The following is a 25691-nucleotide window of genomic DNA, read 5'->3' as shown; positions in this document are numbered from 1 at the left end:
CAGCCGGTCGCTTCGCCTTGTTTTCATTGCGATATCGGCGGTCCGGCTGCATGGTCCTGTTCTCAAGCTTCCTCCCTGTCCCGGCGCCCGGATCGCGCCCCCGGAATGTCCCAGCAAGCTGACGGTTAGCCATGGAAAAAAGCCTCGCCCGCTACATCTGGAAGAACACGCGGCTGCAGCAGCTGTGGATTCTGGCTGTCGTCGCCGCCTCGATGGTGCCCTACTTCCTGTCCTTCGACCTGCCGAAGCAGATCGTCAACGGACCGATCCAGGGTGACGGTTTCGAAGGTCCCGGGGCAAAGCAGACCTTCATGCACATTGCCTACGACATTCCGCTGATCGGCCATGTCGAATTCTTTCAAGGGTTGCAGCTCAACCGCTTCCAGATGCTGATGGCCCTCAGCCTGGTGTTTCTGGCGCTGGTCGTGCTGAACGGCCTCTTCAAGTTCTACATCAACACCTATAAGGGCCGGCTCGGCGAGCGCATGCTGCGCCGTATCCGCTTCGAGCTGATCGACCGGGTGCTGCGTTTTCCGCCCATTCACTTCAAGCGAGTCAAATCGGCCGAAATCGCTACGATGATCAAGGATGAAGTGGAGCCGATGGGCGGCTTCACCGGCGATGCCTTCGTCTCGCCTGCCCTTCTCGGCGGCCAGGCGATCACGGCGCTCGCCTTCATCATCGTCCAGAATTTCTGGCTCGGCATGATCGCCGCCGGCATCGTCGGCGTGCAGGCCGTCGTCATTCCCCGCATGCGCAAGCGTCTGCTGGAGCTCGGCCGCCAGCGGCAGCTGACGGCACGCGAGCTTTCCGGCCGCGTCGGCGAAATCGTCGAGGGCATCGGCACGATCCACGGCAACGACACATCAAACCTCGAACGCGCCGACATCGCCTCGCGGCTCGGCCGGATCTTCTCGATCCGCTACGACCTTTACCAGTGGAAGTTCCTGGTGAAGTTCATCAACAACTTCCTCGCCCAGGTGACGCCCTTCCTGTTCTACGCGATCGGTGGCTACCTGGCGCTGCAGGGCCGGCTCGACATCGGCCAGCTCGTCGCCGTCATATCGGCCTACAAGGACCTGCCCGGCCCGCTGAAAGAACTGATCGACTGGGACCAGATGCGCCAGGACGTGCAGGTGAAATACCAGCAGGTCTATGAGCAGTTCAATGTCGAGCCGCTGATCGACAGCCGCATCCAGGAACTCGCGACCACCCCGGTCGGGGCACTGACGAGCGCGCTCGTCGTCACCAATCTGTCGCTCTCCGACGACAGCGGCGCCCGCCTCGTCGATCACGTCTCCGTCGAGATCAAACCGAACGAAACGGTGGCGATCGTCGGCCCGAACGGCAGTGGCGCGGAAGCCTTCGCCGAGGCGCTCGGACGCATGGTCTGGCCGGATTCCGGCCGCATCACCATCGACGGCCGCGATTTGCTGGACCTGCCGGAATCGATCACCGGCCGGCGGATCTCCTATGCCTCGGCCGACACCTTCTTCTTCCACGGCACGCTCGCCAGCAATCTGCTCTACGGCCTCAAGCACGCGCCGATGACCGATCCCGTCTATGACGAGAGGGAAGCGCTGGAGTATAAATGGCATTCCGCCGAGGCGGTGAAGGCCGGCAATCCGACGCTCGACCTCAACAGCGACTGGGTGGACTACAAGGCAGCCGGGGCCAGCGGGCCCGAGGACCTGCTGAAAGCGATCCGCCCGGTGCTAGACGCCGTCCTGATCTCGCAGGACATCCTCGATCTAGCGCTGCGTTCGACCGTCAACACCGACGTGCATGTCGCCGTCAGCGACCACGTCGTGGCGCTACGCGCCTCGCTGCGGGACCGGCTGCGCGACGAAGGGCTCGACACGATCGTCGTGCCTTTCGATTTCGACGCCTATAACGCTCAGGCGACGGTTGGCGAGAACCTGCTCTTCGGCACGATGAAGCGGCCTTTGATGACCAATCGCCGGCTTGCCGCCCATCCTTACTTCCAACAGTTGTTCCGCGAGACCGGCCTCAGCACCGATCTCTACGCCATGGGCCTCGAAATCGCCGAGAACGCAGTGGAACTCTTCCACGACCTGCCGCCGGACCACCCCTTCTTCCAGCAACTGACCTTCATGACGGCGGACGACATTCCGACCTATCAGGCGCTGCTGCAGAAGCTGCAAAGCCGCCGCTTCGAGGACGCAACGCCTGAGGAACGGTCGGCCATCATCCGGCTGAGCTTTGCCTATATCGAGCCGCGCCACCGCTTCGGCCTGTTGACGGACGAGCTGATGGACAAGATCGTCAGCGCCCGCAAGCAGTTCCACGAGCATATACCGGCCGATCTCGCCGAGTTGATCGAGCGCTACGACGCCGAACGTTTCACCCCGTCGGCAAGCCTGATGGACAATGTGCTCTTCGGCCGCATCGCCTATCAGCAGGCCGATGCCTCCGACCGCATCCGCGGCATCATGGGCGAACTCTTCGACGCGCTCGACCTTTACGACGACGTGCTGTCGATCGGCCTCGAATTCGACGTCGGCTCCGGCGGCAAGCGGCTGACCATGGTGCAGCGGCAGAAGCTGAACCTTGCCCGCGCGCTCCTGAAGCGCTCGGACTATTTCATCTTCAACCGGCCGCTCTCGGCGCTCGACCAGCGCGTTCAGGATCGGATCACCCGTAACATCATCGAGGATCTGCACGAGGAAGGCCAACGGCCGGCGATCATCTGGGTGCTCTCCAATGCCCGGCTGGCGGAGATGTTCGACCGGATCCTGCTCTTCGACCGCGGCGGATTGGCCGAAGCCGGAAACTATCCCGAACTTTCCGAGAAAAACGGGATGTTCAAGGAACTGTTATCGTAATATTCTATAGGGGCGGCGATAATGGGCGTTCCCGGCGGGACGCCTCGGAGTTTGAAGACGCCTGGTCCCGCGGACCCTGCGTTAGGGGGTAAAAACGCTCATGCTGTTGAGAGACGAAGTCGAAATGCTGCGACGGGTGCCGATCTTTTCCAGGATCGCACCAGCAAAGCTCAAGCTTTTGGCCTTCACCTCCGATCGCATGACCTACAAAGCCGGGCAAAACCTCTTCCATCAGGGCGATGTCGGCGACGCCGCTTATGTCATTCTTTCGGGTACCGCCGACATCATCGTCTCCTCACCGGCCGGCGAGATCAAGGTCGCCGACGTCGAGCTCAATTCCATCGTCGGCGAAATCGCCATCCTCTGCGACGTCTCGCGCACGGCAACGGTGCGCGCCACCTCGCCACTCGAGGTGTTGCGCATCAGCAAGGAGCACTTCCTGAAACTGCTCAGCGATTTCCCCGAGATGGCGGTTGAGATCATGCGGGTGCTGGCCGACCGCCTGAACCACACCACGGCGGAACTGACCGCGGCGCGGGCGGCAAAGCAGCCGCAGATGGCGCAGTAAGACGCATTCAGCGTTTCGATTGCAATGCATTTAATAATTGGAATTGCGCAGTCCGAAAAAGAAAGCCTGCATGGTTTCCCATGCAAGCCCATGCATTTAAGTCCGCCTATTCGCGCTGTTCCAGCGCCCTGCTGAAGGCGAGTGCCGCCAGCGTGCAGATGGCGCCGGACAGCAGGTAGTAGCCGACGAAGGTCAGGCCGAAGCGGCTGGAGAGGCTGAGCGCCACCAGCGGCGCAAAACCGGCGCCGACCAGCCAGGCGAGATCCGAGGTGAAGGCGGCACCCGTGTAGCGGTAGCCGCGGCCGAAGCGCGACGAGATCGAGCCCGTCGCCTGGCCGAAGGACAGGCCGAGCACGCCGAAGCCGATGATGACGAAAGCGTCGTGGCCGCTGTTGCCGGATGCGATCAAAATCGGCCCGACGAAGCTGAAGATGGCGATGATGACGGCGCAGATGGCAAGCTGGGCGCGTCGCCCGATGCGGTCGGCGATCAGGCCCGACGCGATGATGGTGACGATGCCGACCATGGCGCCGACCACCTGCACCACCATGAAGGCACCGATCGGCTGGTTGCCGTAAAGGCTCATCCAGCCGAGCGGGAAGATGGTGACGAGGTGGAACATGGCGAAGCTTGCGAGCGGCACGAAGGCGCCGATCAGGATGTCGCGGCCATGAACGCGCAGCACGTCGAGGATGGGTGCTGCTTCCAGCTCATGCTGCTCGAGCAGCGTGCCGAATTCCTTCGTCATCACGAGGCGCAACCGCGCAAACAGCGCCACGACGTTGATCGCGAAGGCGACGAAGAAGGGATAACGCCAGCCCCAGGAGAGAAAATCCTCACTGGAAAGATTGGCGACGAAATAACCGAACAGGGTGCTTGCCAGCGCAAAGCCGATCGGTGCGCCGAGCTGCGGGATCATCGCATACCAGCCGCGATGCTTGGCCGGCGCGTTGAGCGCGAGCAGCGAGGCAAGGCCGTCCCAGGCGCCGCCGAGCGCGAAGCCCTGGCCGAGACGGAAGAGCGCCAGCAGCGCGATCGACCAGACGCCGATCTCCTGGTAACCCGGCAGGAAGGCGATCGAGGCGGTGGAGCCGCCGAGCAGGAAAAGCGCGATCGTCAGCTTGGTGCCGCGGCCGTATAGCCGGTCGATCGTCATGAAGACGACGGAGCCGACGGGGCGGGCCAGGAAGGCGAGCGAGAAGATGGCGAAGGAATAGAGCGTTCCCGTCAGCCTGTCCGGCGCGAAGGGGAAGATCAGCTGTGGAAAAACCAGCACCGAGGCGAGGCCGTAGACGAAGAAATCGAAGAATTCCGACATGCGGCCGATCACCACGCCGACGGCGATGCTGCCCGGCGAAACCGGTTTGTCGTCGTGAATGCGCCGCGCGTCGCGTTCCAGCGACGACGATGACGGTCCGTAATGCGATGTTGTAGCCATGAAAACGCCTCCCTCGTTGAAGCGCTTTCGCCAAGGCGCCTCAGCCTGATCTTGATCAAACCTGCAGGCTTATCAAGTCCGTAACACGTAAATAGTTCGTCATGGCTGCTCAAAATGAGGCTTGGATGGGAAAAATAGCGTGATCGGGACCGCGATTTTCCCATTGGAACGCTGGCATGGCCGGCTGTAGCGGATATATTGGTCGAAACATGCGCTCGCGAAAAATCCTTCTTGATTTCATCAGGATTTCAAAGCTGTAGTGCGACCTGATTTGTACCGCAGTGCGGCAAGATTGCTGCACTGCGACCTTCCGCCTCATGTCGCGATCGGGTTCAGTGCTTTAGTCGCGGATCAAATGAAACAACAAGAGCTTAGAGACGTGCCAAAACTCATGAAGTTTTCCCGCCTTCTATCCGTCTTGCCGCTGCTTTTCTTGGCAGGATGCAACATGGTGGTCATGGCGCCTTCCGGCGACATCGCCATGCAACAGCGCGATCTCATTGTCATCTCGACGGTGCTGATGCTGTTGATCATCATCCCGGTGATCTTCCTGACGCTGTTCTTCGCCTGGCGCTACCGCCGCGCCAATACGGCCGCAACTTACGCGCCGGAATGGCACCATTCGACCCGCCTCGAAATCGTGATCTGGGCAGCACCGCTGGCGATCATCATCGCGCTTGGCGCCGTGACCTGGATTTCCACCCATAAGCTCGATCCCTACCGCCCGCTCGACCGCCTCGATGCCGAGCGCCCCATTCCCGCCGATACCAAGCCGCTGACCGTCGAGGTCGTGGCGCTCGACTGGAAGTGGCTGTTCTTCTATCCCGAACTCGGTATTGCCACGGTCAACGAGCTCGCGGCTCCTGTGGACATGCCGATCAATTTCAAGATCACCGCCTCCTCGGTGATGAACTCCTTCTACATCCCTGCCCTTGCCGGCCAGATCTACGCCATGCCGGGCATGGAGACGAAGCTGCACGCCGTCATCAACAGGGAAGGCGAGTATGACGGCTTCTCTGCCAACTACAGCGGCGCAGGCTTCTCCCACATGCGCTTCAAGTTCCATGGCCTGACCAAAGAGGGATTTGACGCCTGGGTGGCGCAGGTCAAGCAGCAGGGCACGATGCTCAATCGCGACGCCTATCTGAAGCTCGAAAAGCCGAGCGAGAAGGAACCGGTGCATTATTATGCCGGCGCCGATGCCGACCTTTACAACGCCATCCTCAACATGTGCGCCGCGCCGGGCAAGATGTGCATGAACGAGATGATGCACATCGACATGATGGGCGGCGGCGGCAAGGAAAGTGCGGAGAACCGCGAGAAGCTGCGCTATGACGATCGTCATGCCGACGAAGGCATCGTGGCGCCGGCGGCAACCGGGGCTCCGGCCCGAAGCGAGCCCGAGCGTCCCGACGGCAGCAGCATGCAGCACGACATGCCCGGCATGCCTAGTACGCCCGGGATGGACATGCAGCATCAGGGTCATTCCATGCCCGGCATGAGCAATGGCGCCGATCCGGCGCCGGCGCAGCTCAACAACAACAATTAACCTGGCGCTTTGCGTCGCAAGACATAATGAACGGGTTGTTCCATGTTTTCCAATCCTGACCTCCTGAAGTTCGTCTTCGGCCGGTTGACCCTCGATGCCATCCCCTATCACGAGCCGATCCTGGTCGTGACCTTCATCGGCGTCGTCATCGGCGCCATCGCGGTGCTCGGCCTTATCACCTATTTCAAGTTCTGGGGTCCGCTCTGGCGCGACTGGATCTGCAGCGTCGATCACAAGAAGATCGGCATCATGTATGTGATCCTGGCCGTCATCATGCTGCTGCGCGGCTTCTCCGACGCGATCCTGATGCGCATCCAGCAGGCGATCGCCTTCAACGGTTCGGAGGGTTATCTTCCGCCGCACCATTACGACCAGGTCTTCACCGCCCACGGCGTCATCATGATCTTCTTCGTGGCGATGCCCTTCGTCACCGGTTTGATGAACTTCGTGGTGCCGCTGCAGATCGGCGCGCGCGACGTCTCCTTCCCCTTCCTCAACAATTTCTCTTTCTGGATGACCACCGCCGGCGCGATCATCATCATGCTGTCGCTGTTCATCGGCGAGTTCGCGCAGACCGGCTGGCTCGCCTACCCGCCGCTGTCGGGGGCGGCCTACAGTCCGGGCGTCGGCGTCGACTATTATATCTGGGGGCTGCAGGTGGCCGGCGTCGGAACGACGCTGTCGGGCATCAACCTGATCGCCACCATCGTCAAGATGCGGGCTCCGGGCATGACCTTCATGAAGATGCCGGTCTTCACCTGGACGGCGCTTTGCACCAACGTGCTGATCGTCGCCTCCTTCCCGATCCTGACGGCGACGCTCGCGCTGCTGTCGCTCGACCGCTACGCCGGCACGAACTTCTTTACCAACGACCTCGGCGGCAATCCGATGATGTATATCAACCTCATCTGGATCTGGGGTCATCCGGAGGTCTACATCCTGGTGCTGCCGGCCTTCGGCATCTTCTCGGAAGTCGTCGCCACCTTCTCCGGCAAGCGCCTGTTCGGTTACGCCTCCATGGTCTACGCCACCTGTGTGATCATGATCCTGTCCTACATCGTCTGGCTGCACCACTTCTTCACGATGGGCTCGGGCGCCAGCGTCAACTCCTTCTTCGGCATCACCACGATGATCATTTCGATCCCGACGGGGGCGAAGATGTTCAACTGGCTCTTCACCATGTATCGCGGCCGCATCCGCTATGAGGTGCCGATGCTGTGGACGGTCGGCTTCATGGTCACTTTCGTCATCGGCGGTATGACCGGCGTCATGCTTGCCGTGCCGCCGGCCGATTTCGTGCTGCACAATTCACTGTTCCTGATCGCCCATTTCCACAATGTCATCATCGGCGGCGTTCTCTTCGGCATGTTCGCCGGCGTGAACTACTGGTTCCCGAAGGCCTTCGGTTTCAAGCTCGATCCCTTCTGGGGCAAGCTGAGCTTCTGGTTCTGGCAGATCGGTTTCTGGTTCGCCTTCATGCCGCTCTACGTGCTCGGCCTGATGGGCGTCACCCGCCGGGTCAGCCAGTTCGAGGACCCGTCGCTGCAGATCTGGTTCATCATCGCCGCCTTCGGCGTCGGCCTGGTCGCACTCGGCATCGCCGCCTTCCTGATCCAGATCGTCGTCAGCTTCATGAAGCGCGAGGAATTGCGCGACGACAGCGGCGACCCGTGGGACGGCCGCACGCTGGAATGGTCGACCTCCTCGCCGCCGCCGGATTACAACTTCGCCTTCACGCCCGTCGTGCACGATCATGACGGCTGGTACGACATGAAGAACCGCGGTTATGCGCGTCCGCTGCAAGGCTTCCGGCCGATCCACATGCCAAAGAACACCGGCACCGGCGCAATCCTGTCGGGCATCAGCGTCGCGCTTGCCTTCGGCCTGATCTGGTACATGTGGTGGCTGGTGGTCGTCTCCGCCGTCGCCATGCTGGCTGTGGCGATCGGCCATACCTTCAACTACAGACGCGACTTCTACATCCCCGCCGAAGAGGTAACCGAAACGGAAGGCAAGCGCACCGCGCTGCTTGCCGAGCAGGTGTAAGAGACCATGAGCGATCACACCATCGACACGGCCGAAAAGCCTGAATTCTACCTGACGGAAGATCATCATCCGGAGAACAGCACCAATCTCGGTTTCTGGCTCTACCTGATGAGCGACTGCCTGATCTTCGCGGTGCTGTTTGCAACACACGGCGTGCTTGGCCGCAACTATGCCGCCGGCCCGTCGCCGGCCGATCTGTTCGATCTGCCGATCGTTGCCCTCAACACCTCGATGCTGCTGTTCTCCTCGATCACCTATGGCTTCGCCATGTTGCAGATGGAGCGAAACGCCAAGGCGGAAACGCTGTTCTGGCTTGGTGTGACCGGCCTGTTCGGCGCAGCCTTCATCGGGCTCGAACTCTACGAGTTCATCCACCTGATCCATGAGGGAGCCGGGCCGACGCGCAGCGCCTTCCTCTCCTCCTTCTTCACGCTGGTCGGCACGCACGGGCTGCACGTCACCTTCGGCATCATCTGGCTGATCACGCTGATGGTGCAGGTGTCGATGCACGGGTTGATCGAGGCCAACCGCCGCCGCCTGATGTGCCTTTCGATGTTCTGGCACTTCCTCGACGTCGTCTGGATCGGCGTCTTTTCCTTCGTCTACCTGCTGGGAGTTCTCGGATGAGTTCGCAAGCACCTGCACATGAGGATGCCCACGAGGCTCATCACGGCCACAGCCACGGCCATCAGGCCGGCCACGGCACGTTCCGCAGCTATATGGCGGGCTTCGTGCTCTCCGTCATCCTCACCGCCATTCCCTTCTGGCTTGTGATGGCAGGCGTGTTCGAAAGCCCGGCGGTGACGGCGGTGCTGGTGATGGGCCTCGGCGCGATCCAGATCGTCGTCCATATGGTCTTCTTCCTGCACATGAACACCAGGAGCGAGGGCGGCTGGACGATCATGGCGCTGATCTTCACCCTCATCATCGTCGCCATCGCGCTCTCCGGCTCGCTCTGGGTCATGCATCATCTCAACACCAACATGATGCCGATGAGCCCCGAAATGATGAAGAACATGCCGTGACTGCTACGAAGGGGCGGCGGCAGCGTCACCCGCAGGCTCCCTCGGAAAAACGGCGTTATCAGGTAAAACGCGCGGTCTTCGCCGTCTGCCTGATCCTGCTTGCCGCAGCACTCGCGACACTCGGCACCTGGCAGGTTGAGCGCCTCGCCTGGAAACGCGACCTCATCGCCCGCGTCGACCAGCGTGTGCATGCCGCACCCGTGCCTGCCCCGACGCGCGCCGACTGGAGCAAGGTCAATGCCGCCGATGACGAATATCGGCGGGTGACCGCGGTGGGGATGCTGGCGAACGACAAGGAGACGCTGGTCTATGCCTCCACGATACTCGGTCCAGGTTATTGGGTTATGGCGCCGCTCACACTTGCCGACGGCACATCGATCCTCGTCAATCGCGGTTTCGTGCCGACCGACAGGCGCGACCCGGCCTCGCGCCGCGAGGGCGAACTGTCCGGCCCGGTCGAGATCACCGGGCTGATGCGCATGACCGAGCCGAAGGGATCGCTGCTGCAATCCAACGACGTCGCAGCCGACCGGTGGTATTCACGCGATGTCGCGGCGATCGCTGAAAAGCGCGGCATCAGTGCAGTCGCTCCCTATTTCATCGACGCCGATGCCACGGCCAATCCGGGCGGCCTGCCGGTCGGCGGCCTCACGATCATCGCTTTTCCCAACAACCATCTCCTCTACGCGATCACCTGGTACGGGCTGGCGGCGATGGTGTTGGCATTGCTGGTGTTCATTCTTCGCGGCGAGAAAGCCGCTATGAAGCGATCCGGCTGATCGCCTCGGCGAGTTGCGCTTGCGAAAACGGCTTGCCGAGGCGCGGCAGGTCAACGATGCCTGCCCCTTCGGGGATCTCGGCGTAACCGGTTGCGAGGATGATCGGCATATCGGGCCATTCCTTGCGGATCGCCTGTGCGAGCTGTGCGCCAGTCATGCGCGGCATGGCATGGTCTGAAATTACCAGGTCGACTTTCTGCTTGCGCAGGATCTCCAGCGCCTCGGAACCCGCCATCGCCTCGAACACCGTATGGCCAAGATCCTCCAGCATCAGCGTCGTGTTCATCAGCACCAGACCATCGTCATCGACGGCAACGATGCGCAGCCGGCGCGGCGCATTGTCCTCGCGTAGCGGCAGGCCGGCAGCGGCCTCGGTCACCCGCTCGACAGTGACGACCGGGAACCATATTTCGGCCGTCGTGCCTTCGCCGAGGCTGCTCTTCAGCATGAGGCGGCCGCCGGACTGGGACGCAAGGCCCTGCACCATGGAAAGGCCGAGGCCGGTGCCCTTGCCGACACCCTTGGTGGTGAAGAACGGAGTAATTGCCTGCTCCATCGTCTTTGCATCCATGCCCTCGCCTTCATCGATCACCGCGATGCGGACATAGCGGCCGGGCGGCAGCGGACCCTTGCCCGCCGGCACCGATTCCTCGGACGCGCGAAGCACGATCCGGCCCCCGGACGGCATGGCATCGCGGGCGTTGACAACGAGGTTCAGGATCGCCATCTCGAGCTGGTTCGGATCGGTCAGGATCGTCGGCAGCCTGACCGGGAAAGAGGTTTCGATCACGGTCAGTGGTCCGAGCGAACGGCTCAGCATATCCATCATGCCGCGGACCAGGCCGGAAACGTCGATCGGCTCCATCAGCAGTTCCTGCCGGCGGGAAAAGGCCAGCATACGCTGCGTCAAGGCAGCACCCCGCTGAGCACCCTGCATGGCATTGTCGACCAACGACGTCAGGGAGAGATCCTGCGGCATGCGCTTCTTGAGGATTTCGAGACTGCCGAGTACAGCCATCAGCAGATTGTTGAAGTCATGGGCGATACCGCCGGTCAATTGACCGATGGCTTCCATCTTCTGCGATTGGAAGAGTTCTTCGCGCGCCTGCTCCAGTGCCCGCTGAGTCTCCATCTTCTCGGTGATATCGCGGGTGATCTTGGCGAAACCGAGCACGCCGCCTTCGTCGTCGCGGATGACGTCGATGACGACGCTCGCCCAAAAACGGGTGCCGTCCTTGCGCATGCGCCAGCCTTCCCGCTCGAACCGGCCCTCGGCGCGCGCAATGGCGAGAGCGGCCTCCGGCACGCCGGTGGCGCGATCCTCGGGGGTGTAGAAGGTCGAGAAATGCCGGCCGATGATTTCATCAGGCCGATAGCCCTTGATACGCTCAGCGCCGAAATTCCAGCTGCTGACGTTGCCGTTGGGATCGAGCATGTAGATCGCATAGTCCGAGACGCCCTGGATCAGCCGGCGAAACTGTTCCTCGCTCTGGCGGATTGTCTGTTCCGCTGCTCTGCGTTCGGTCAGATCACGAGTGATCTTGGCAAAGCCGATGAGCTCGCCTGAGGGACGGCGGATCGGATCGATGATCACATGCGCCCAGAAGCGGCTGCCATCCTTGCGCTGGCGCCAGCCTTCCCCCTCGAACCGGCCGTGTTCCGCCGCCGTGGCGAGAGCCCTCGCCGGAACTCCCGCTGCGCGGTCCTCTTCCAGATAGAAACGGGAGAAATGCTCGCCGAGAATTTCGGAAGGCTTGTAACCCTTGAAGCGCTGAGCGCCGGTATTCCAGCTGGTGATGATGCCTTCAGGGCTCAGCATATAGATGGCGTAGTCGGTGATGGCATCGACCAGAAGGCGAAAGCGTCCCTCCTCGTTGAGAGACGTATCATGTCGATTCAGCGCTTCCATCGGCCCCTCTTAACCACCAGCGCATTATAACGCAGCGGCGGGCGGATGGTTCCGAAACAGCCTCGAATTTCAGACGGCCTTGACCTGCGGGTAGAACCGCTCACCGACGCGCTCGGCAGCCGCATAGGCCTGCGAGACGATCTCCGGCACGAGATCGATATCGGGCAGGCTGCCAAGGCCGAGCGGGCCGACGGCAAAGAGCCCGGCGACCGTCGAACCGTCCTCGAGGAAGGGCTCGCCACGCGCATTGACCGCCAGCCCCAGCGACAGCTCGTCCGGCATGGCGAGGCCGGCCGAAAGCAGGCTTTGCATCAGCGGCGCGGAAAGATCCGGCGCGTGACAGCGGCAGTCAATGATGCGCTCGGCATGGATGACTTCCTCGGCAGCGGAACCGGCCGGCGTGAAGAACAGGCCGCTCAGGCCCCGCCGACCAGCGCGGCCGCGGCGCAGCACCGTGCGACCCTCGGCGAGCTCGCGTTTCAGCCGCAGGTGCATGGCCTCCGGCAGGCGGTTGCGATGGCTGTCGTAGATCGCCCTGAGGTGCCGGTTGAACTGATGCTTGTCCCGCGCCGGCAGCGAGCGCCAAAGCGAGCGGGCGTGTTTCCTGAGGCCGTTCATCACCGATTGCCAGCTCCGGCCCTCCTCCTCCGCCTCGCGACAGGCCTGGCGGATGAAACGCACGATGTCAGGCAGGCTCTGCGGCAGCGCTTCGGCCGGGAAGACCGGATCGGCGGAATTCGGCGTATGGCTCTGGGGCAGAAAGCCGTGCCGGGAAATGATCGTCACCTGGCCGGCATAACCGGAATCGCGCAGTTGCAGCAGCTGGTCGACGACGCGGATGCCGCTGCCGAGCAGCACGGCATGCGGCCGCGCCACCAGGCGCTGGGCTCTGACCGGCGAAGCCTCCTGCTCGCCGGCATCCGGCGCAGTCAGGCCGTAGCCGGTGGCAAGCATCACGGTATCGAACAGCGGATTGGCGGGATTGGCGCTTTCGAGCAGGAAGCGGTTGCCGTGGCTCCTTCGGATCGCCACGACCGGATCGTTGCAGACCTGGACGGTGATGTCCCTGCGGGCGGCCAGCGCCTCCGAAAAGCGCTGGTAGACATAATCGCTGAAAATTTCCTTCGGCACGAAGATCTGCCGGAATCCGGGGATGGCCGCCGGCACGGCGGCGCGGAAGGCGGCGTTGCTGCAGAGCCAGTCGTTGAAATCGTCATTATCGCCGAGCGAAACCGAAAGATCGCGCACGCGGGTGTTGAGGATCGTCGAGGAGCGGGCTGAAGCCAGCGCCTGCCCGCCGCTGACCGACGAATTCGGATCAAACAGCTGCAGATGGAAGGGCGCGCGCACCGTCTTCATCAGCGCGATCGCCGTCATCATGCCCGAAAAGCCGCGCCCGACGATGGCGATGCGCGGCACGGCCGAGATCTGCGCCGCCGCATTGGCTCTCGCCGAAAAAAGTCCCTGAACCGTCATCGCAACTCCTTTGCGGCTTCATCCGCACTATGGGTCGATCGAGGTTTCAACGCATAAAACAGCGGATCATGCGTTGATGAGGTTCATGCGGCCATTCGCAACATCTGCCGCCCGCATCGGGGGTCCGAACCAGCGGCCCCGCAAGGAAACTAGGGGAGCAATCACGCTCGTCCATAGTCTATTAAACTAGTAGTGTATGAAAGCGCTAAATGGCGCATGTGGCAAGAGCTTTATTGCCACATCGTTTCAATCCATTGAAATATAAAGATAATTTACAGATATTTCGGATAAAGTCCGGCCGGGCCGCCCCTCTTCAGCTGCCCTCGCCCGGATATTGTTTGGCCTTCAGCAGGTTTGCCAGATGCACCGTGTTGCGCGCCAACATCTCGACTGATGTCGTCACGACCTTCGGCACCTTGTCTAGATCGGCGAAATTGGTGGAACCCATCGCCTCGCCGACCCAATAGGCGACCGCATTCGCGGGGATGGTGAAACCGACGTCGTTCAGCGTCTGGAAGAGCTCGGCCGACACGTGATGGGCGCCGTCCTCGTTGCCGACGACGGCGACGGCCGCGACCCGGCCATAGGAGACCATACGGCCCTGATCGTCCGCCTCATCGAGGAAGGCGTCCATGCGCTCCAGCGCCCGCTTGCAGACACTGGATGGCTGGCCGAGCCAGATCGGCGTCGCCATCAGCAGGATGTCGGCGGAGAGCAGCTTTGCGCGAATATCAGGCCAATCATCGCCGGCGCCTTCGTCCGAGGTGACGCCCGGCTTGATGTTGAAATCGGCAAGGCGCAGCACCTCGGTCACGACACCGTGCGCGGACATTGCCTTGTCTATCAGGCCGATCATCCGGTCGGTCGAGGACGCCTCCTTGGCGTCGCTGGTCTTCAGCGTGGCATTGAGGGCGAGAGCTTTGAGCGGCATGGGTCTCTCCGGTAAAGGCTGGCTGTCGGGCATTCGCCTGCTGCAACCCGTTCGCGCGCAGATTGTTCCCGCCGGGGTGGCGAGGCGACCTCACGTAAAAATAACCAACTGGTGAATTCTTTACTTGAACCCCCAAATGGAATCGGCAAAAGTGAAGATGCTATCAATCCCTTCATGGATTTGCCGTCTTTTCGGGCCAGCGTCCGACCACACATCTATTGGAAAAAATACCGTGAGCAGCGATGCGTTAACACGCGCGACGAAGCCTTCGGCTTCGATGGCGCTTGCAACTGCGGCAGGCTGGGGCCGAGGCCTCTACACATTGGTGCGCATCACCATGATGGCCTTCCGCCACCCCTGGCAATCCGGCTTTGCGATCGGCGCCACGCTTGTCGCCTCTACCTTCCAGCTGATGATCCCGCGCCTTCTCGGCCAGGCCGTCGACCACACGCAGCTGGCGATGAGCGGCGGAGCGGCGGGCCAGGTGGCGCAGGACGCGCTTCTGACCACGGCGCTGCTGCTGCTCGGGGCCAGCGTGCTGCGCGGCCTCTTCACCATGGTCCAGAACTATTACAGCGAATCGGTCGGCCATCACATCGGCTACGAGTTGCGGCTGGCCTGCTACGAAAAGATCCAGCGGCTCTCCTTCAGCTTTCATGACACCGTGCATTCCGGCGACCTGATCACCGTCGGCCTGCTCGACCTCGAAGGCGTGCGCATGTATTTTTCCACCGCGCTCGTCCGGATGATCCTGCTGTCGATCCTGATCGGAATCGGCGCCTATATGCTCCTGTCGACCGATATCGTCCTTGGCCTGCTGGCGCTCTCCTTCGTGCCCTTCGTCGGCTGGCGCTCCTCGGTGACGCAGCTCAGGCTGCGCGCCACCTGGCTCGACCTGCAGGAGCGGCTTTCGGTGCTGACCCGCATCATGGAGGAGAATCTTGGCGGCATCCGCGTCGTGCGCGCCTTTGCCGCGCAGGACCACGAAATGTCGAAATTCGAGGCGGCGTCGAAGAATGCGCTGGCGCTCGCGCATCAGCGCGTCGGCATCCGCGTCACCAATACCAGCGCCATGACCTTCTCCTTCTTCGCGGCGATGGGCCTGGTGCTCTGGGTCGGCGGCGGCAAGGTGATGTCGGGCGAGATCACCGTCGGCACGCTGGCCTCGTTCCTGACCTTCATGACCATCCTGCAGATGCCGGTGCGCCAGCTCGGCCTGATGGTCAACGCCTTTGCCCGCGCCTCCACCTGCGGCACGCGCCTCTTTGCCCTGCTCGACCTCGACATTTCAATCAAGGATGCGCCGGATGCGAAGGAATTGAAGCTCACCGATGGCGTGCTGCGCTTCGAGAATGTCAGCTTCGCCTATCCGGGTTCGGAAAAGCGCACTGTGCTCCACGATGTCTCCTTCGAAGCCAGGCGCGGCCAGACGATCGGCATCGTCGGACCTCCGGGCAGCGGCAAGTCGACGATCGCCCATCTCATCCCGCGCTTCTACGACGTCACCGGCGGCAAGATCACCATCGACGGCCAGGACATCCGCAAGGCGACGCTGCAATCGCTGCGCCGGGCGGTGGCCGTCGTGCAGCAGGATTCCTTCCTGTTCACCACGACGATCGAAAACAATATCGCCTATGGCGACCCGTGGGCGAAGGAAGGCCGCATCGAGCGCGCCAGCGAAAGCGCCCAGCTCCACAATTACGTGCTCGGCCTGCCCACCGGTTACGGCACTGTCGTCGGCGAGCGTGGCGTTTCGCTGTCCGGCGGCCAGCGGCAACGTCTTTCGATCGCCCGCGCGCTGATGCTGAAGCCGGCGGTGATGGTGTTCGACGATTCGACGGCGGCAATCGATGCGGCCACGGAGCAGCGCATCCGCGGCGCCATGCGCCGCTATGCCGCTGACCGCGTAACGATCATCGTTGCCCATCGCCTGAGCTCGCTGATGCATGCCGACCAGATCCTGTTCGTCGAAGACGGCCGGATCGTCGAGCGCGGCACGCATGCGGCGCTGCTTTCGCTCGGCGGGCGCTACAAGGCGCTCTACGACCTTCAGGTGCGGCCGGGCGACGAGGCGCTGAGCGCCTAGCAACGGATATGTTCCCCTCTGCTGCCAAGTGGAGAGGAATGTGTAGTGACTATGCAGGCCACCGGAAGTGATGGCCGCGGGAGGAATGTCATGGCCGAGGAACTGGAAACCGAGCGTCCCGACGTTCGCGAGGATGGACGCCGCCCGCCGCGGGCGGTGGTCGGTTCGCATCGCGTCGAGGAGGAGATGTTCGGCAGGGCCTTCGACGGCAACATCATCAAGCGCATCTGGGTTTTCGTTCACCCCTATCGCCGTCAGGTCCTCTGGTCCGTCGTCGCCGTTCTGACCTTCACGATGATGCAGCTCATCATCCCGCTGATCATCCGCTATGCCATCGACCATGGCATGTCGCCGGGCGGCAACCATTCGGCGCTGATCTGGTCGATCGTCGCCTTCACGATGGCCATCCTCATCAACTATGCGGCGAGCTACGCACAGGAGACGCTGGTCGGCGGCGTGGCGGAAGAGGTGCTCTTCGATATCCGCAAGGCAATGTTTTCGCATCTCCAGCGCGTCTCGCTCTCCTTCATGGACAAGACCGAAGTGGGCCGGCTGATGTCGCGCCTGCAGGGCGACGTCAACTCCATGCAGGAATTCCTCGAAACCTCGGTGCTTTCCGTCGGCGACATCGTGCTGCTCTTCGGCATCGTATTCGTGATGCTCTATCTCGATTTCAAGCTGGGACTGCTGACGCTCTCGGTGCTGCCGGTGCTGTTCATCGTCCGGCTGTTCTGGCTGCCGCTCGCCCGCAAATCTTTCATGGCCGCGCACGAGACCAATTCGGTTGCTGCCGGCGCACTCGCCGAAGCGATCCACGGCGTGCGCGCCGTCCAAAGCATGGACAGGCAGGGCGTCAACTTCACGCTCTATGACGACAAGGCGCATGCCAACCTCAAGACGCATCTGACAGCGGCGCGTTATGCGCAGGTGATGGTGCCGATCGTCGACAGCCTGACCGGCGTGGCAATGGCGCTCGTCATCGTCGTCGGCGGCGCCCGCGTGCTCAACCAGGCGCTCGATGTCGGCGTGCTCATCGCCTTCCTGTTCTATATCCAGCGCTTCTTCGACCCGATCCGTTCGCTGACCCTGCAATATTCGGTGATGCAGCGCGCCATGGCGTCAGGCCAGCGGCTGACCGAAGTGCTCGACGTGCCTGTCGACATCAAGGATGCGCCTGGTGCCACGGCGCTGTCGCGCGACATGGACGGCTCGGTCGAATTCAAGGACGTCGTCTTCGGCTACAATCCGAAACATCCGGTGCTCAAGCATGTCAGTTTCAAGGTCAATCCCGGCGAGACGGTGGCGCTGGTCGGGCCGACCGGGTCCGGCAAATCGAGCTGCATGTCGCTGATCCATCGCTTTTACGATGTGCAGCAGGGCCAGGTGCTGGTCGGCGGCCATGATGTGCGTGATCTGACCCAGGATTCGCTCGGGGCGCAGATCGCCATGGTGCTGCAGGAGCCCTTCCTCTTCACCGGCACTGTTTTCGAAAACATCCGCTACCACAAGCTGGGGGCGACGCGTGGAGAGGTGATCGAGGCGGCGAAGGCCGTCGGCGCGCACGACTTCATCATGCGACTGGCCGATGGTTACGACAGCGTTCTCGGTGAGCGCGGCGGCAATCTTTCGCTCGGTCAGCGCCAGCTTTTGAGCTTTGCCCGCGCCCTGGTGGCGGACGCGAAGATCCTCGTGCTCGACGAAGCAACGGCCAATATCGACAGTTATACCGAGATGCTGATCCAGAAGGCGCTGGTGAAGCTGCTCGAAAACCGCACCGGCCTGGTCATCGCCCACCGACTGGCGACGATCCGCGAGGCGGACCGCATCATCGTGCTGCAGAACGGCGAAATCATCGAAAACGGCGACCACCGCCTGCTGATGAAGAACGGCAAGCTCTATTCCAAGCTCTATAATCTCAACTACGCCTCCTTCGACGACATTCCCGAAGACGTGCTGGAAGAGACGACGGCGGCGCAATCGGCGACCTGACTCGGGCAGCATGCATTAATGCCTGTTGCAAAGTTTGAACGAACAAACGCCGTGCTGCCCCATTTATCTCCTATCGGGGGACCCAGTTGCCACTGAGGAGAACGTTATGAAGAGAGTTATAAGCAGCCTGTTGATCGCCACGGCCCTTGTTGGATCGGCCATTCAGCCTGCTGCCGCGCGTGATCGCCATCATCACAACGACACCGGTCGTGTCATCGCCGGCGGCGTTGCCGCAGGTGTCGTCGGCGGCCTGATCGGCGGCGCGATCGCCAATAGCGGCCCCCGTTACGTCGATGGCGGTCCCCGCTATGTCGATGGCCCTCGCTATGTCGAACCCGCGCCGAGATGCTGGTATGAGGACCGTGACGTCCGCAACCGCTATGACGGCGGCTATCATACCGAAACCGTGCAGGTCTGCGAGTAGCGGAGCTGAGCGCCTTTTAAGGCGTTGATCTCATTATTTTCGCCCATCCGCCGAGGTTGCGTCCTGCAGCCTCGGCATTTTCATCAAAAATTCTGGCTGCCCATGCGCTTCCTGTCATTCGGCTGTAAGAGACGAGCAGTAGCTGAAAGCCGATGAATGATGGTCCGGGGACCGGCGGCAAGGCGCCGAAGAAAGAACGCATGCGCTTCGTCAGCGCCGAGCAGGTCGCGCAATTGGCAGGCGTTTCGCGCTCGGCCGTGTCGCGCACGTTCACGCCGGGCGCCAGCGTGGCGCCGGCAACGCGGGAAAAGGTGCTGCGGGCAGCGCAAGAACTCGGCTATCACGTCAACGACCTGGCGCGCGGCGTGCTTGCCAACCGGAGCCGTCTCGTCGGCATCGTCGCCACGCGGCCGGAGCTGGGCTTTCGCGCGCATCTCGCCGCAGCACTGGCCAAAAGCCTGATCAAACGCGGCAGCATCCCTATCCTCATCAACACTGGCCAGACGGAAGACGAGCTGCTCGCCGCCCAGAAGATGCTGATCGGCCACCGCGCCGAAGCGATCATCATCCTCTCCGGCTCGCCGCCGGCGAGTTTTTTCGAACTCGCACAGCGAAACGGCCAGCCGCTCGTCGTGATCGGCCGCTCGGAACCCGGCGCCGACCATGTGCGCGCCGGCAATTCCGAAGCCTCCCGCAAGGCGGCGACGGCCTTTTACGAAAGCGGCAGACGGCGGCTGGCGGTCATCGGCTCGAACACGGGAACGCCTGCCATCATCGAGCGCGAAAACGCCTTCCTTTTGGCGGCCGGGTCGCTCGGTGCATCCGTCGTCGTCGGGCGCGGCGGCGATTCCGATTATGATGGCGGCGTCACTGCCGGGCGCGCGCTCTTTTCGGAAAAAATCAAGCCCGACGCCGTCTTCTGCGTCAACGACCAGCTCGCCTTCGGGCTGATGGATGTCGTGCGCCTGGAAGCGCGGCTGCGCATCCCCGAGGATGTCGCCGTCATCGGCTTCGACGACGTGCCGGAATCCGCCTGGCTGAGCTATCAGCTCACCACCTTCCGCCAGGATCCGCTGACCATGGCATTGCGCGCCGTCGAGTTGATGGAGCGGCGGCTTGAAAACCCCGATGCGCCTCCAGGGTACGAGCGCGTCATTCCGGAACTCATCATCCGCCAGAGCTTCGAACCCTAACCTCCCCAACCGCTTTTCGCGGACGCCATCCTGTGGCAAGAAGACACGTAGATCAAAGTGTTACAGCGTCGTTTGTGCGTCCTATATGACGCTCGGCGCTGTAAGGGAGGAAGATCGCCTGAGATGAAGGGAATTCGCCAGCTTGCCAAACATCTCGACATTTCGATCGGAACCGTATCCCGTGCGTTGAACGGCAAGCCCGACGTCAACGACGAAACGCGCCGACGGGTGCTTGCCGCCGCCGAGGAGCTCGGATACGTCGCCAACCAGTCGGGCCGCAGCCTTCGCCAGGGCATGACCAACGTCATCGGGCTGATGCTCGAAGTCAGCCGCGAGACGGTCGAAAACAGCGACGACTTCTTCCTCGGCGTCACCGACGGGCTGCAGAGCGTCTTTTCCCGTCACAAGCTCGATCTCGTCATGCTGCCCTGTCCCGATGACGAGGATCCGCACGAATATCTGAAGCGCATGGTGGCGCGCCGCCTGGTCGATGCGCTGATCATCTCCGCGACGCGACGCACCGACCGGCGCATCGAGCTTCTGGAAAAGGCCCGCATCCCCTTCGTGGCGCTCGGCCGCAGCGCGTCCGGCGGCAGCTATACCTGGATGGATCTCGATTTCGAGGGCGTGGCGGCGCGCGGCGTCGACCGGCTGGTCGCGAAAGGCCACCGGCGGATCGCGGTAGCCGCCCCCTCCTCCGACATCAATCTCGGCTACATCTTCCTCGACAGTTACCGCCAGGCACTGCAACGGCACGGCATTGCCTTCGATCCGGCTCTCGTCATCCGCGTCAAGTCGAGCGAACAGGGCGGCTATCAGGCTGGCCACGAATTGCTGATGATCAAAGAGCGGCCGACCGCGATCATCCTGATCCACGAGCTGATGGCGATCGGGCTTTACCGGCGGCTGGCCGAGGCCGGCATCGTGCCCGGCCGCGACCTCGCCGTCGTCGGTTTCCGCGAGGAGCCGCGCACCCATTTCCTGCAGCCGTCGCTGACCTCCTTCCGCATGTCGCTGCGCGATCTCGGGGCGCAACTTGGCGAAACCCTGCTCGCCACCATGCCGGCCTATGCCGATCATTATCCGCAGGGCGCCCGCAACCGGATCTGGCCGCTGGAACTCGTTCCCGGTGAAAGCGACGCTTTCACCCTGACAGCCTGAACCTTTCTCAGACCCGGCTCGCCGCCGCCGCATGCTCCCGTTGCGACAGCTGATGCGTGACGACGAAGACCAGCAGGGCGCCGGCAGCCAGGCAGGCGGCCAGGAAGAACATCGGCGCGATCGTGCTGCCGCTTGCTTCCTTGATCCAGGGCACGACGTTCTGGGCGACGAAGCCGCCGAGATTTCCGACCGAATTGATGGCGGCAAGGCCCGCTGCAGCACCCGCCCCCTTGAGGAAACGGGAGGGCAGGCTCCAGAAGACAGGCTGGGGTGCGAAGATGCCGGCAGCGGCGACGCAGAGGAAGGCGAATTGCAAAGCGTGGTTCGGGATCAGCGCCGAGAGCAGCAGGCAGGCAGCGCCGATGAAAGCGGGAATGACAATATAGGGCGTCTTCGATGGCGCCTTGTCGGCCATGGCGGGAACGGCATAAAGCGCGACTGCAACCAGCACCCAGGGAATGATGTTGAGGAAACCGTTCACCGTGTTGCTGACGCCGAAGGCCTGGACGATGGTCGGCAGCCAATAGCTGAGCCCATAGGCCGAAAGCGGAAAGGCGATATAGCAGAGCGCCATCAGCAGCACGCGCGGGTCGATGAGCGCCTTGAAGCCGTTTGAGGCATTCTCGCCCATGCCGGCATTTTCCGAGGCAAGCCTGCGTTCGAGCCAGGCCTTCTCCTCACCGCTGAGGAAGCTTGCGCTTTCGGGCCGGCCGGGAAGATAGAAGAAGGTGACGATGCCGGCGATGACGGCCGGAACGCCCGTCGCGAGGAAGACCCACTCCCAGCCGGCAAAGCCGTAGAGACCGTCGAGATCGAGCAGCATACCGCCGAGCGGCGCGCCGACGGCATTGGCGATCGCGCTGAAGATCATGAACAACCCGACCATCCTGCCGCGATAGGCCGAGGGAAACCAGAGCGTCAGCAGATAGAGGACGCCGGGAAAGAATCCGGCTTCGCAGACACCGAGCAGGAAGCGCAGGATGTAGAACATCGTTGCGTTCTGCGTGAAGGCGAGCGCGACCGTGACGAGGCCCCAGGAGACCAGGATGCGCGCAAACCAGACGCGGGCGCCGAGCCGGTCGAGGAAGAGATTGCTCGGCACCTCGAAGAGGAAATAACCGATGAAGAACAGCGAAGCGCCGAGGCCATAGGCATATTCGCTTATATCAAGCGCATCGACCATCTGCAGCTTGGCGAAGCTGACATTCTGCCGGTCGATATAGGCGATGAGATAGAGGATGCCGAGAAAGGGCATCAGCTTCCAGGTGATTTTCGAGATCAGCCGCTTCTCGTCGACCATGCGTATCCTCCGAAATGACAGTGCTTCGTCACGGCGTAGATAGAGCGGTCAGATGATAATCAATTGCGCGTTGCATTTTCTCACCCAAGTGCGACCAGTCATGTGGCCGCACCCGGGAGACCGGGTGCGGCCTGTCGTCGATCATTCGGCCGCGGCAACGGCGGAGCGGCGGCCGATCGTTGCCTGGGTCAGCACGAAGGCCGAGAAGGCGCAGAGCGCGATACCGGCGGCCATCGGAACGGCGGTGCCGTCGAAGAAGACGCTCGATATGACCATGGCGACGGCGGCGATCACGAAATGCAGCGTGCCCATCAGCGACGAGGCCGTGCCGGCGATCTCGCCGTGATCCTCGAGGGCGAGCACCGCGCTCGTCGGAATGACGAGGCCGAGGAAACCGTAGCCGATGAACAGGAAGGTCGCCATCACAGGCAGCTGGTTGAAGCCGGCGGCCATCACCACCGCCATGACGACCATGGCAAGGGCAAAGGCGCTGACTGCAATCCGCATGACGCGCATGAGGCCGAACCGCTCGCCGAGCCAGCCCGTCGCCTGCGATACCGCGAAGAAGGACACGGCGTTGATCGAGAAAGCGAAACTGTATTGCGTCGGCGTCAGCCCATAATGCTGGATCAGCACGAAGGGCGAGTTGGCGAGATAGACGAGGAAGCTCGAAATGCCGAGGCCGCCGATGAAGGTCAGGGTCAGGAAGTTGCGGTCGGTGAGCAGCAGCCGATAGGCGGCCATAGCGCTCTTCAGACCGCTGCCGCTGCGCTCGTTGACGGAGCGGGTTTCCTCGAGCTGGGTGGCGAGCAGGACAAGGCCGATGAAGGCGGCGATCGTCACTGCCCAGAACACGCCGCGCCAGCCGTAGAATTCGATGACGGCGCTGCCCGTCAACGGCGCCAGGATCGGCGAGATCGAGAAGACCAACATCAGCAGCGACATCAGGCGGGCGGCCTGCACGCCGGTGTGCATGTCGCGGACGATAGCGCGCGGAATGACCATGCCGGCGGCTCCGCCGATCCCCTGAACGAAGCGGAAGGCGATCAGCGTTTCGATATCGGTGGCCAGCGCACAGCCGATCGAAGCGACGGCGAAGAGGCCAATACCGAGATAGAGCGGCAGCTTGCGGCCCCACATATCCGACAGCGGACCGTAGACGAGCTGGGCGAGCGCAAAGGAGATGAAGAAGGCGAGAAGGGTGAGCTGGGTGACGTTGTTATCGGCATGCAGATCCTGGCCGATGGAGGGCAGCGCAGGCAGATACATGTCGATGGCGAAAGGCCCGATGGCCGACAAAAGGCCGAGAATGAGGGCAATGCGAAAGAAGGAAGCCGTCATAATGGTGATCTTTCTTAAAAGCGCAGCGGAGGTACCGGATCGTCGCTCCGCGACTTTGCTCTTAGAGCGCCATGCGTCCTCTCGGACGCACAAAGGGACGCTCTAATCTTTGAATTTACGCATCGTGCTTTCCGAAAATCGAACCGATTTTCGGGCCGATGCGCTAGGGTTCAATGATGATCGTTCGCGCGAAGACGAAGTTGGGAGCTCATATCTCCAGCGGCAAACCAAGAGTGTCAACAAATTTGGACACGGATGTAAAATTAGACGCCATTGTCTAAAACGTCAAGACGTCTTATCTTCGCTCTCATGAAAGATCGCATGACACCGGCAGCCCGGATTGGGGGGCATACGCAGCGCGGCCAATGCGCCAAGCGCATGTCGATCCTCGATGCCGCCGCCGACGTCTTCTGCCGCCAGGGTTTTGCCGGCGCCAGCATCGACGAGATCGCCGCAGTCGCCTGCGTATCCCGCCAAACGATCTACAATCACTATCGCGAGAAGGAAACGCTGTTCGTCGCCGTCGTCGAAGACGTCATGAACCGCGCCAACGCCATGCTCTTCTCGGTGCTGTCATCTTTCCCGGACAACGCCGACGATCTTGAGGGTGAACTGACGGCTTTCGCCGTGCGCCTCAATAAGAACTGCATCTGCAACCACGATGGAAAATTCTTGCGCAAGCTGGTGCAGACCGAAGGCGAGCGGTATCCGCACCTCTTCGAAAGCTGGCGCCAGCAGGGGCCGGGCAAGCTGATCACTGCCCTTTCCGCACTGTTCGCGCGGCTTGCCCACAAGGGAACGCTCGTCATCGACGATTTCGACGTCGCCGCCCGGCAGTTCGTCGCGCTCGGCAATGCCGACCTGCAAATGATGATCCTTCTCGGCGCCACACCCACCGATGAAGAGCTGGAAAAGGCGGCGCGCAACGCCGTCCGTACTTTTCTCAAGGCCTATGGCAGGCCGGTGGCCGAAAAGGCCGGCCAGCAGCCGCAACTCGCAGCCATCTCAGGCTGATCAGGCCTCCTCTGATCGGGGCCCTCTGATCAGGCAAAGACCGTCATCTGCGAAGGCACGACCGCGAACATGCCGACGCGGCGCGCGGCAAGATATTTCACCAGCTGTTCGACAACCGAAGGCATGACCGGCTTCTGGACCACGCCGACCGCACCCTTGACCCCATCGGCGACGATTTCTGGATTGCCGGTCATGAAGACGACCGCGATGCCATGCTCTTGCGCCAGCCGCCGGCCGATCTCAGGCCCGGTCGGGCCGTCGGCGAGATTGACGTCGACGAAAGCGATATCGGCAAGCGGCGCCAGCCGTAACGCCTGTTCGCAATCATTGGCAAGGCCGGCGACCTGCATCCCCATGCCTTCCACCGTCGCCTCGAGATCGAGCGCAATCAGGAATTCATCTTCGACGATCAATACTCTCTGTTTCATCAGATCATCTCGTTGCCAGCGCCGCACGACATTGGTGGCCATGATACGTCCCCTTGTTACGCCTATACTTCGAAAGAGGGATCCGCTCCGCCAGCCTGTCCTTCAAGCGAAACTCATGGCGGTAACGGGCAACTCGAAGATATGTTCCGCGGTGGAACGCGATTTGCCATATTTAAGATATTGTTAAC

Annotated in this window: 20 protein-coding genes; 13 read left to right on the top strand and 7 right to left on the bottom strand. The window is 62.2% G+C overall.

Annotation, left to right across the window (positions count from 1 at the left end):
- The first annotated feature begins 131 nt into the window (after nt 1-131).
- Together ACMUVN_RS10975 and ACMUVN_RS10970 are read left to right on the top strand one after the other, a co-directional pair.
- Nucleotides 132-2846 carry an ABC transporter ATP-binding protein gene (locus tag ACMUVN_RS10975; protein ID WP_047612651.1) on the top strand — a complete coding sequence of 905 codons (2715 nt, stop codon included), beginning with the start codon at nt 132-134 and terminating at the stop codon, nt 2844-2846.
- Nucleotides 2847-2946: 100 nt separating this feature from the next.
- Entirely contained in the window at nt 2947-3414 is a 468-nt protein-coding gene (locus ACMUVN_RS10970) for a cyclic nucleotide-binding domain-containing protein (protein ID WP_003563501.1), read from the top strand.
- Nucleotides 3415-3520: 106 nt separating this feature from the next.
- On the opposite strand, the gene ACMUVN_RS10965 is transcribed toward ACMUVN_RS10970, so the two are convergent.
- Nucleotides 3521-4852, bottom strand: coding sequence for an MFS transporter (locus ACMUVN_RS10965; protein ID WP_047612644.1), 1332 nt, complete (start codon nt 4850-4852; stop codon nt 3521-3523).
- Nucleotides 4853-5231: 379 nt separating this feature from the next.
- Here ACMUVN_RS10965 and cyoA point away from each other — a divergent pair, with 379 nt between their 5' ends.
- The 5 genes from cyoA to ACMUVN_RS10940 are packed head-to-tail and all read left to right on the top strand — an operon-like array spanning nt 5232 to nt 10251.
- Nucleotides 5232-6401 carry a ubiquinol oxidase subunit II gene (gene cyoA / locus ACMUVN_RS10960; protein ID WP_063475959.1) on the top strand — a complete coding sequence of 390 codons (1170 nt, stop codon included), beginning with the start codon at nt 5232-5234 and terminating at the stop codon, nt 6399-6401.
- 42 nt (nt 6402-6443) lie between these two features.
- On the top strand, nt 6444-8447 hold the full coding sequence (gene cyoB, locus ACMUVN_RS10955) for a cytochrome o ubiquinol oxidase subunit I (protein ID WP_028758834.1): 2004 nt from the start codon (nt 6444-6446) through the stop codon (nt 8445-8447).
- A 6-nt stretch (nt 8448-8453) separates the two neighbouring features.
- Nucleotides 8454-9074, top strand: coding sequence for a cytochrome o ubiquinol oxidase subunit III (gene cyoC / locus ACMUVN_RS10950; protein WP_028756183.1), 621 nt, complete (start codon nt 8454-8456; stop codon nt 9072-9074).
- Nucleotides 9071-9472 carry a cytochrome o ubiquinol oxidase subunit IV gene (cyoD, locus tag ACMUVN_RS10945; RefSeq protein ID WP_028756182.1) on the top strand — a complete coding sequence of 134 codons (402 nt, stop codon included), beginning with the start codon at nt 9071-9073 and terminating at the stop codon, nt 9470-9472. Before cyoC ends, cyoD begins: the two co-directional genes overlap by 4 nt.
- On the top strand, nt 9469-10251 hold the full coding sequence (locus ACMUVN_RS10940; protein ID WP_183844767.1) for an SURF1 family protein: 783 nt from the start codon (nt 9469-9471) through the stop codon (nt 10249-10251). Before cyoD ends, ACMUVN_RS10940 begins: the two co-directional genes overlap by 4 nt.
- On the opposite strand, the gene ACMUVN_RS10935 is transcribed toward ACMUVN_RS10940, so the two are convergent.
- The 3 genes from ACMUVN_RS10935 to ACMUVN_RS10925 form a co-directional block, all read right to left on the bottom strand.
- Entirely contained in the window at nt 10232-12160 is a 1929-nt protein-coding gene (locus ACMUVN_RS10935) for a PAS domain-containing sensor histidine kinase (protein WP_047612633.1), read from the bottom strand. The genes ACMUVN_RS10940 and ACMUVN_RS10935 overlap by 20 nt on opposite strands.
- A gap of 69 nt (nt 12161-12229) precedes the next feature.
- Nucleotides 12230-13636 carry an FAD/NAD(P)-binding protein gene (locus ACMUVN_RS10930; RefSeq protein ID WP_183844766.1) on the bottom strand — a complete coding sequence of 469 codons (1407 nt, stop codon included), beginning with the start codon at nt 13634-13636 and terminating at the stop codon, nt 12230-12232.
- Between the two features lie 313 nt (nt 13637-13949).
- The gene (locus tag ACMUVN_RS10925; RefSeq protein ID WP_183844765.1) at nt 13950-14567 is read right to left on the bottom strand and encodes a flavodoxin family protein; all 618 of its coding nucleotides are present in this window, start codon (nt 14565-14567) and stop codon (nt 13950-13952) included.
- 124 nt (nt 14568-14691) lie between these two features.
- Between ACMUVN_RS10925 and ACMUVN_RS10920 the strand changes: the two genes are divergently transcribed.
- The 5 genes from ACMUVN_RS10920 to ACMUVN_RS10900 all read left to right on the top strand — a co-directional run bounded on the left by ACMUVN_RS10920 (nt 14692) and on the right by ACMUVN_RS10900 (nt 21420).
- Entirely contained in the window at nt 14692-16653 is a 1962-nt protein-coding gene (locus tag ACMUVN_RS10920; RefSeq protein ID WP_183844764.1) for an ABC transporter ATP-binding protein, read from the top strand.
- A 90-nt stretch (nt 16654-16743) separates the two neighbouring features.
- Nucleotides 16744-18642 carry an ABC transporter ATP-binding protein gene (locus ACMUVN_RS10915; protein WP_047612622.1) on the top strand — a complete coding sequence of 633 codons (1899 nt, stop codon included), beginning with the start codon at nt 16744-16746 and terminating at the stop codon, nt 18640-18642.
- 106 nt (nt 18643-18748) lie between these two features.
- Complete coding sequence (locus ACMUVN_RS10910; RefSeq protein WP_047612619.1) at nt 18749-19066, top strand: hypothetical protein; 318 nt, start codon at nt 18749-18751, stop codon at nt 19064-19066.
- 152 nt (nt 19067-19218) lie between these two features.
- Nucleotides 19219-20259, top strand: a complete 1041-nt coding sequence (locus ACMUVN_RS10905; RefSeq protein ID WP_097595619.1) for a LacI family DNA-binding transcriptional regulator — start codon at nt 19219-19221, stop codon at nt 20257-20259.
- A 123-nt stretch (nt 20260-20382) separates the two neighbouring features.
- Nucleotides 20383-21420, top strand: coding sequence for a LacI family DNA-binding transcriptional regulator (locus ACMUVN_RS10900; protein ID WP_183844762.1), 1038 nt, complete (start codon nt 20383-20385; stop codon nt 21418-21420).
- 7 nt (nt 21421-21427) lie between these two features.
- On the opposite strand, the gene ACMUVN_RS10895 is transcribed toward ACMUVN_RS10900, so the two are convergent.
- On the bottom strand, nt 21428-22720 hold the full coding sequence (locus tag ACMUVN_RS10895; protein WP_183844761.1) for an MFS transporter: 1293 nt from the start codon (nt 22718-22720) through the stop codon (nt 21428-21430).
- 141 nt (nt 22721-22861) lie between these two features.
- Entirely contained in the window at nt 22862-24061 is a 1200-nt protein-coding gene (locus tag ACMUVN_RS10890) for a multidrug effflux MFS transporter (RefSeq protein WP_183844760.1), read from the bottom strand.
- A gap of 273 nt (nt 24062-24334) precedes the next feature.
- Here ACMUVN_RS10890 and ACMUVN_RS10885 point away from each other — a divergent pair, with 273 nt between their 5' ends.
- Nucleotides 24335-25075, top strand: a complete 741-nt coding sequence (locus ACMUVN_RS10885; protein ID WP_063475951.1) for a TetR/AcrR family transcriptional regulator — start codon at nt 24335-24337, stop codon at nt 25073-25075.
- Nucleotides 25076-25104: 29 nt separating this feature from the next.
- Here the strand turns inward: ACMUVN_RS10885 and ACMUVN_RS10880 are convergent, their stop codons facing one another.
- Nucleotides 25105-25545 (bottom strand): response regulator, encoded by a 441-nt coding sequence (locus tag ACMUVN_RS10880; RefSeq protein ID WP_028756285.1) that lies wholly within the window; start codon nt 25543-25545, stop codon nt 25105-25107.
- Between the last annotated feature and the right edge of the window lie 146 nt (nt 25546-25691).

Source organism: Rhizobium sp. IY2 (genome assembly GCF_047532935.1).
Lineage (GTDB): Bacteria > Pseudomonadota > Alphaproteobacteria > Rhizobiales > Rhizobiaceae > Rhizobium > Rhizobium anhuiense.
Note: the sequence above shows the minus strand (reverse complement) of the source record. Positions and strands in the feature narration are given on the sequence as shown.

Coding starts and splice junctions, on each gene's coding strand:
- ACMUVN_RS10975 (WP_047612651.1), top strand. CDS start 132: ATGGAAAAAAGCCTCGCCCGCTACATCTGGAAGAACACGCGGCTGCAG.
- ACMUVN_RS10970 (WP_003563501.1), top strand. CDS start 2,947: ATGCTGTTGAGAGACGAAGTCGAAATGCTGCGACGGGTGCCGATCTTT.
- ACMUVN_RS10965 (WP_047612644.1), bottom strand. CDS start 4,852: ATGGCTACAACATCGCATTACGGACCGTCATCGTCGTCGCTGGAACGC.
- cyoB (WP_028758834.1), top strand. CDS start 6,444: ATGTTTTCCAATCCTGACCTCCTGAAGTTCGTCTTCGGCCGGTTGACC.
- cyoC (WP_028756183.1), top strand. CDS start 8,454: ATGAGCGATCACACCATCGACACGGCCGAAAAGCCTGAATTCTACCTG.
- cyoD (WP_028756182.1), top strand. CDS start 9,071: ATGAGTTCGCAAGCACCTGCACATGAGGATGCCCACGAGGCTCATCAC.
- ACMUVN_RS10935 (WP_047612633.1), bottom strand. CDS start 12,160: ATGGAAGCGCTGAATCGACATGATACGTCTCTCAACGAGGAGGGACGC.
- ACMUVN_RS10930 (WP_183844766.1), bottom strand. CDS start 13,636: ATGACGGTTCAGGGACTTTTTTCGGCGAGAGCCAATGCGGCGGCGCAG.
- ACMUVN_RS10925 (WP_183844765.1), bottom strand. CDS start 14,567: ATGCCGCTCAAAGCTCTCGCCCTCAATGCCACGCTGAAGACCAGCGAC.
- ACMUVN_RS10915 (WP_047612622.1), top strand. CDS start 16,744: ATGGCCGAGGAACTGGAAACCGAGCGTCCCGACGTTCGCGAGGATGGA.
- ACMUVN_RS10910 (WP_047612619.1), top strand. CDS start 18,749: ATGAAGAGAGTTATAAGCAGCCTGTTGATCGCCACGGCCCTTGTTGGA.
- ACMUVN_RS10905 (WP_097595619.1), top strand. CDS start 19,219: ATGAATGATGGTCCGGGGACCGGCGGCAAGGCGCCGAAGAAAGAACGC.
- ACMUVN_RS10900 (WP_183844762.1), top strand. CDS start 20,383: ATGAAGGGAATTCGCCAGCTTGCCAAACATCTCGACATTTCGATCGGA.
- ACMUVN_RS10895 (WP_183844761.1), bottom strand. CDS start 22,720: ATGGTCGACGAGAAGCGGCTGATCTCGAAAATCACCTGGAAGCTGATG.
- ACMUVN_RS10890 (WP_183844760.1), bottom strand. CDS start 24,061: ATGACGGCTTCCTTCTTTCGCATTGCCCTCATTCTCGGCCTTTTGTCG.
- ACMUVN_RS10880 (WP_028756285.1), bottom strand. CDS start 25,545: ATGGCCACCAATGTCGTGCGGCGCTGGCAACGAGATGATCTGATGAAA.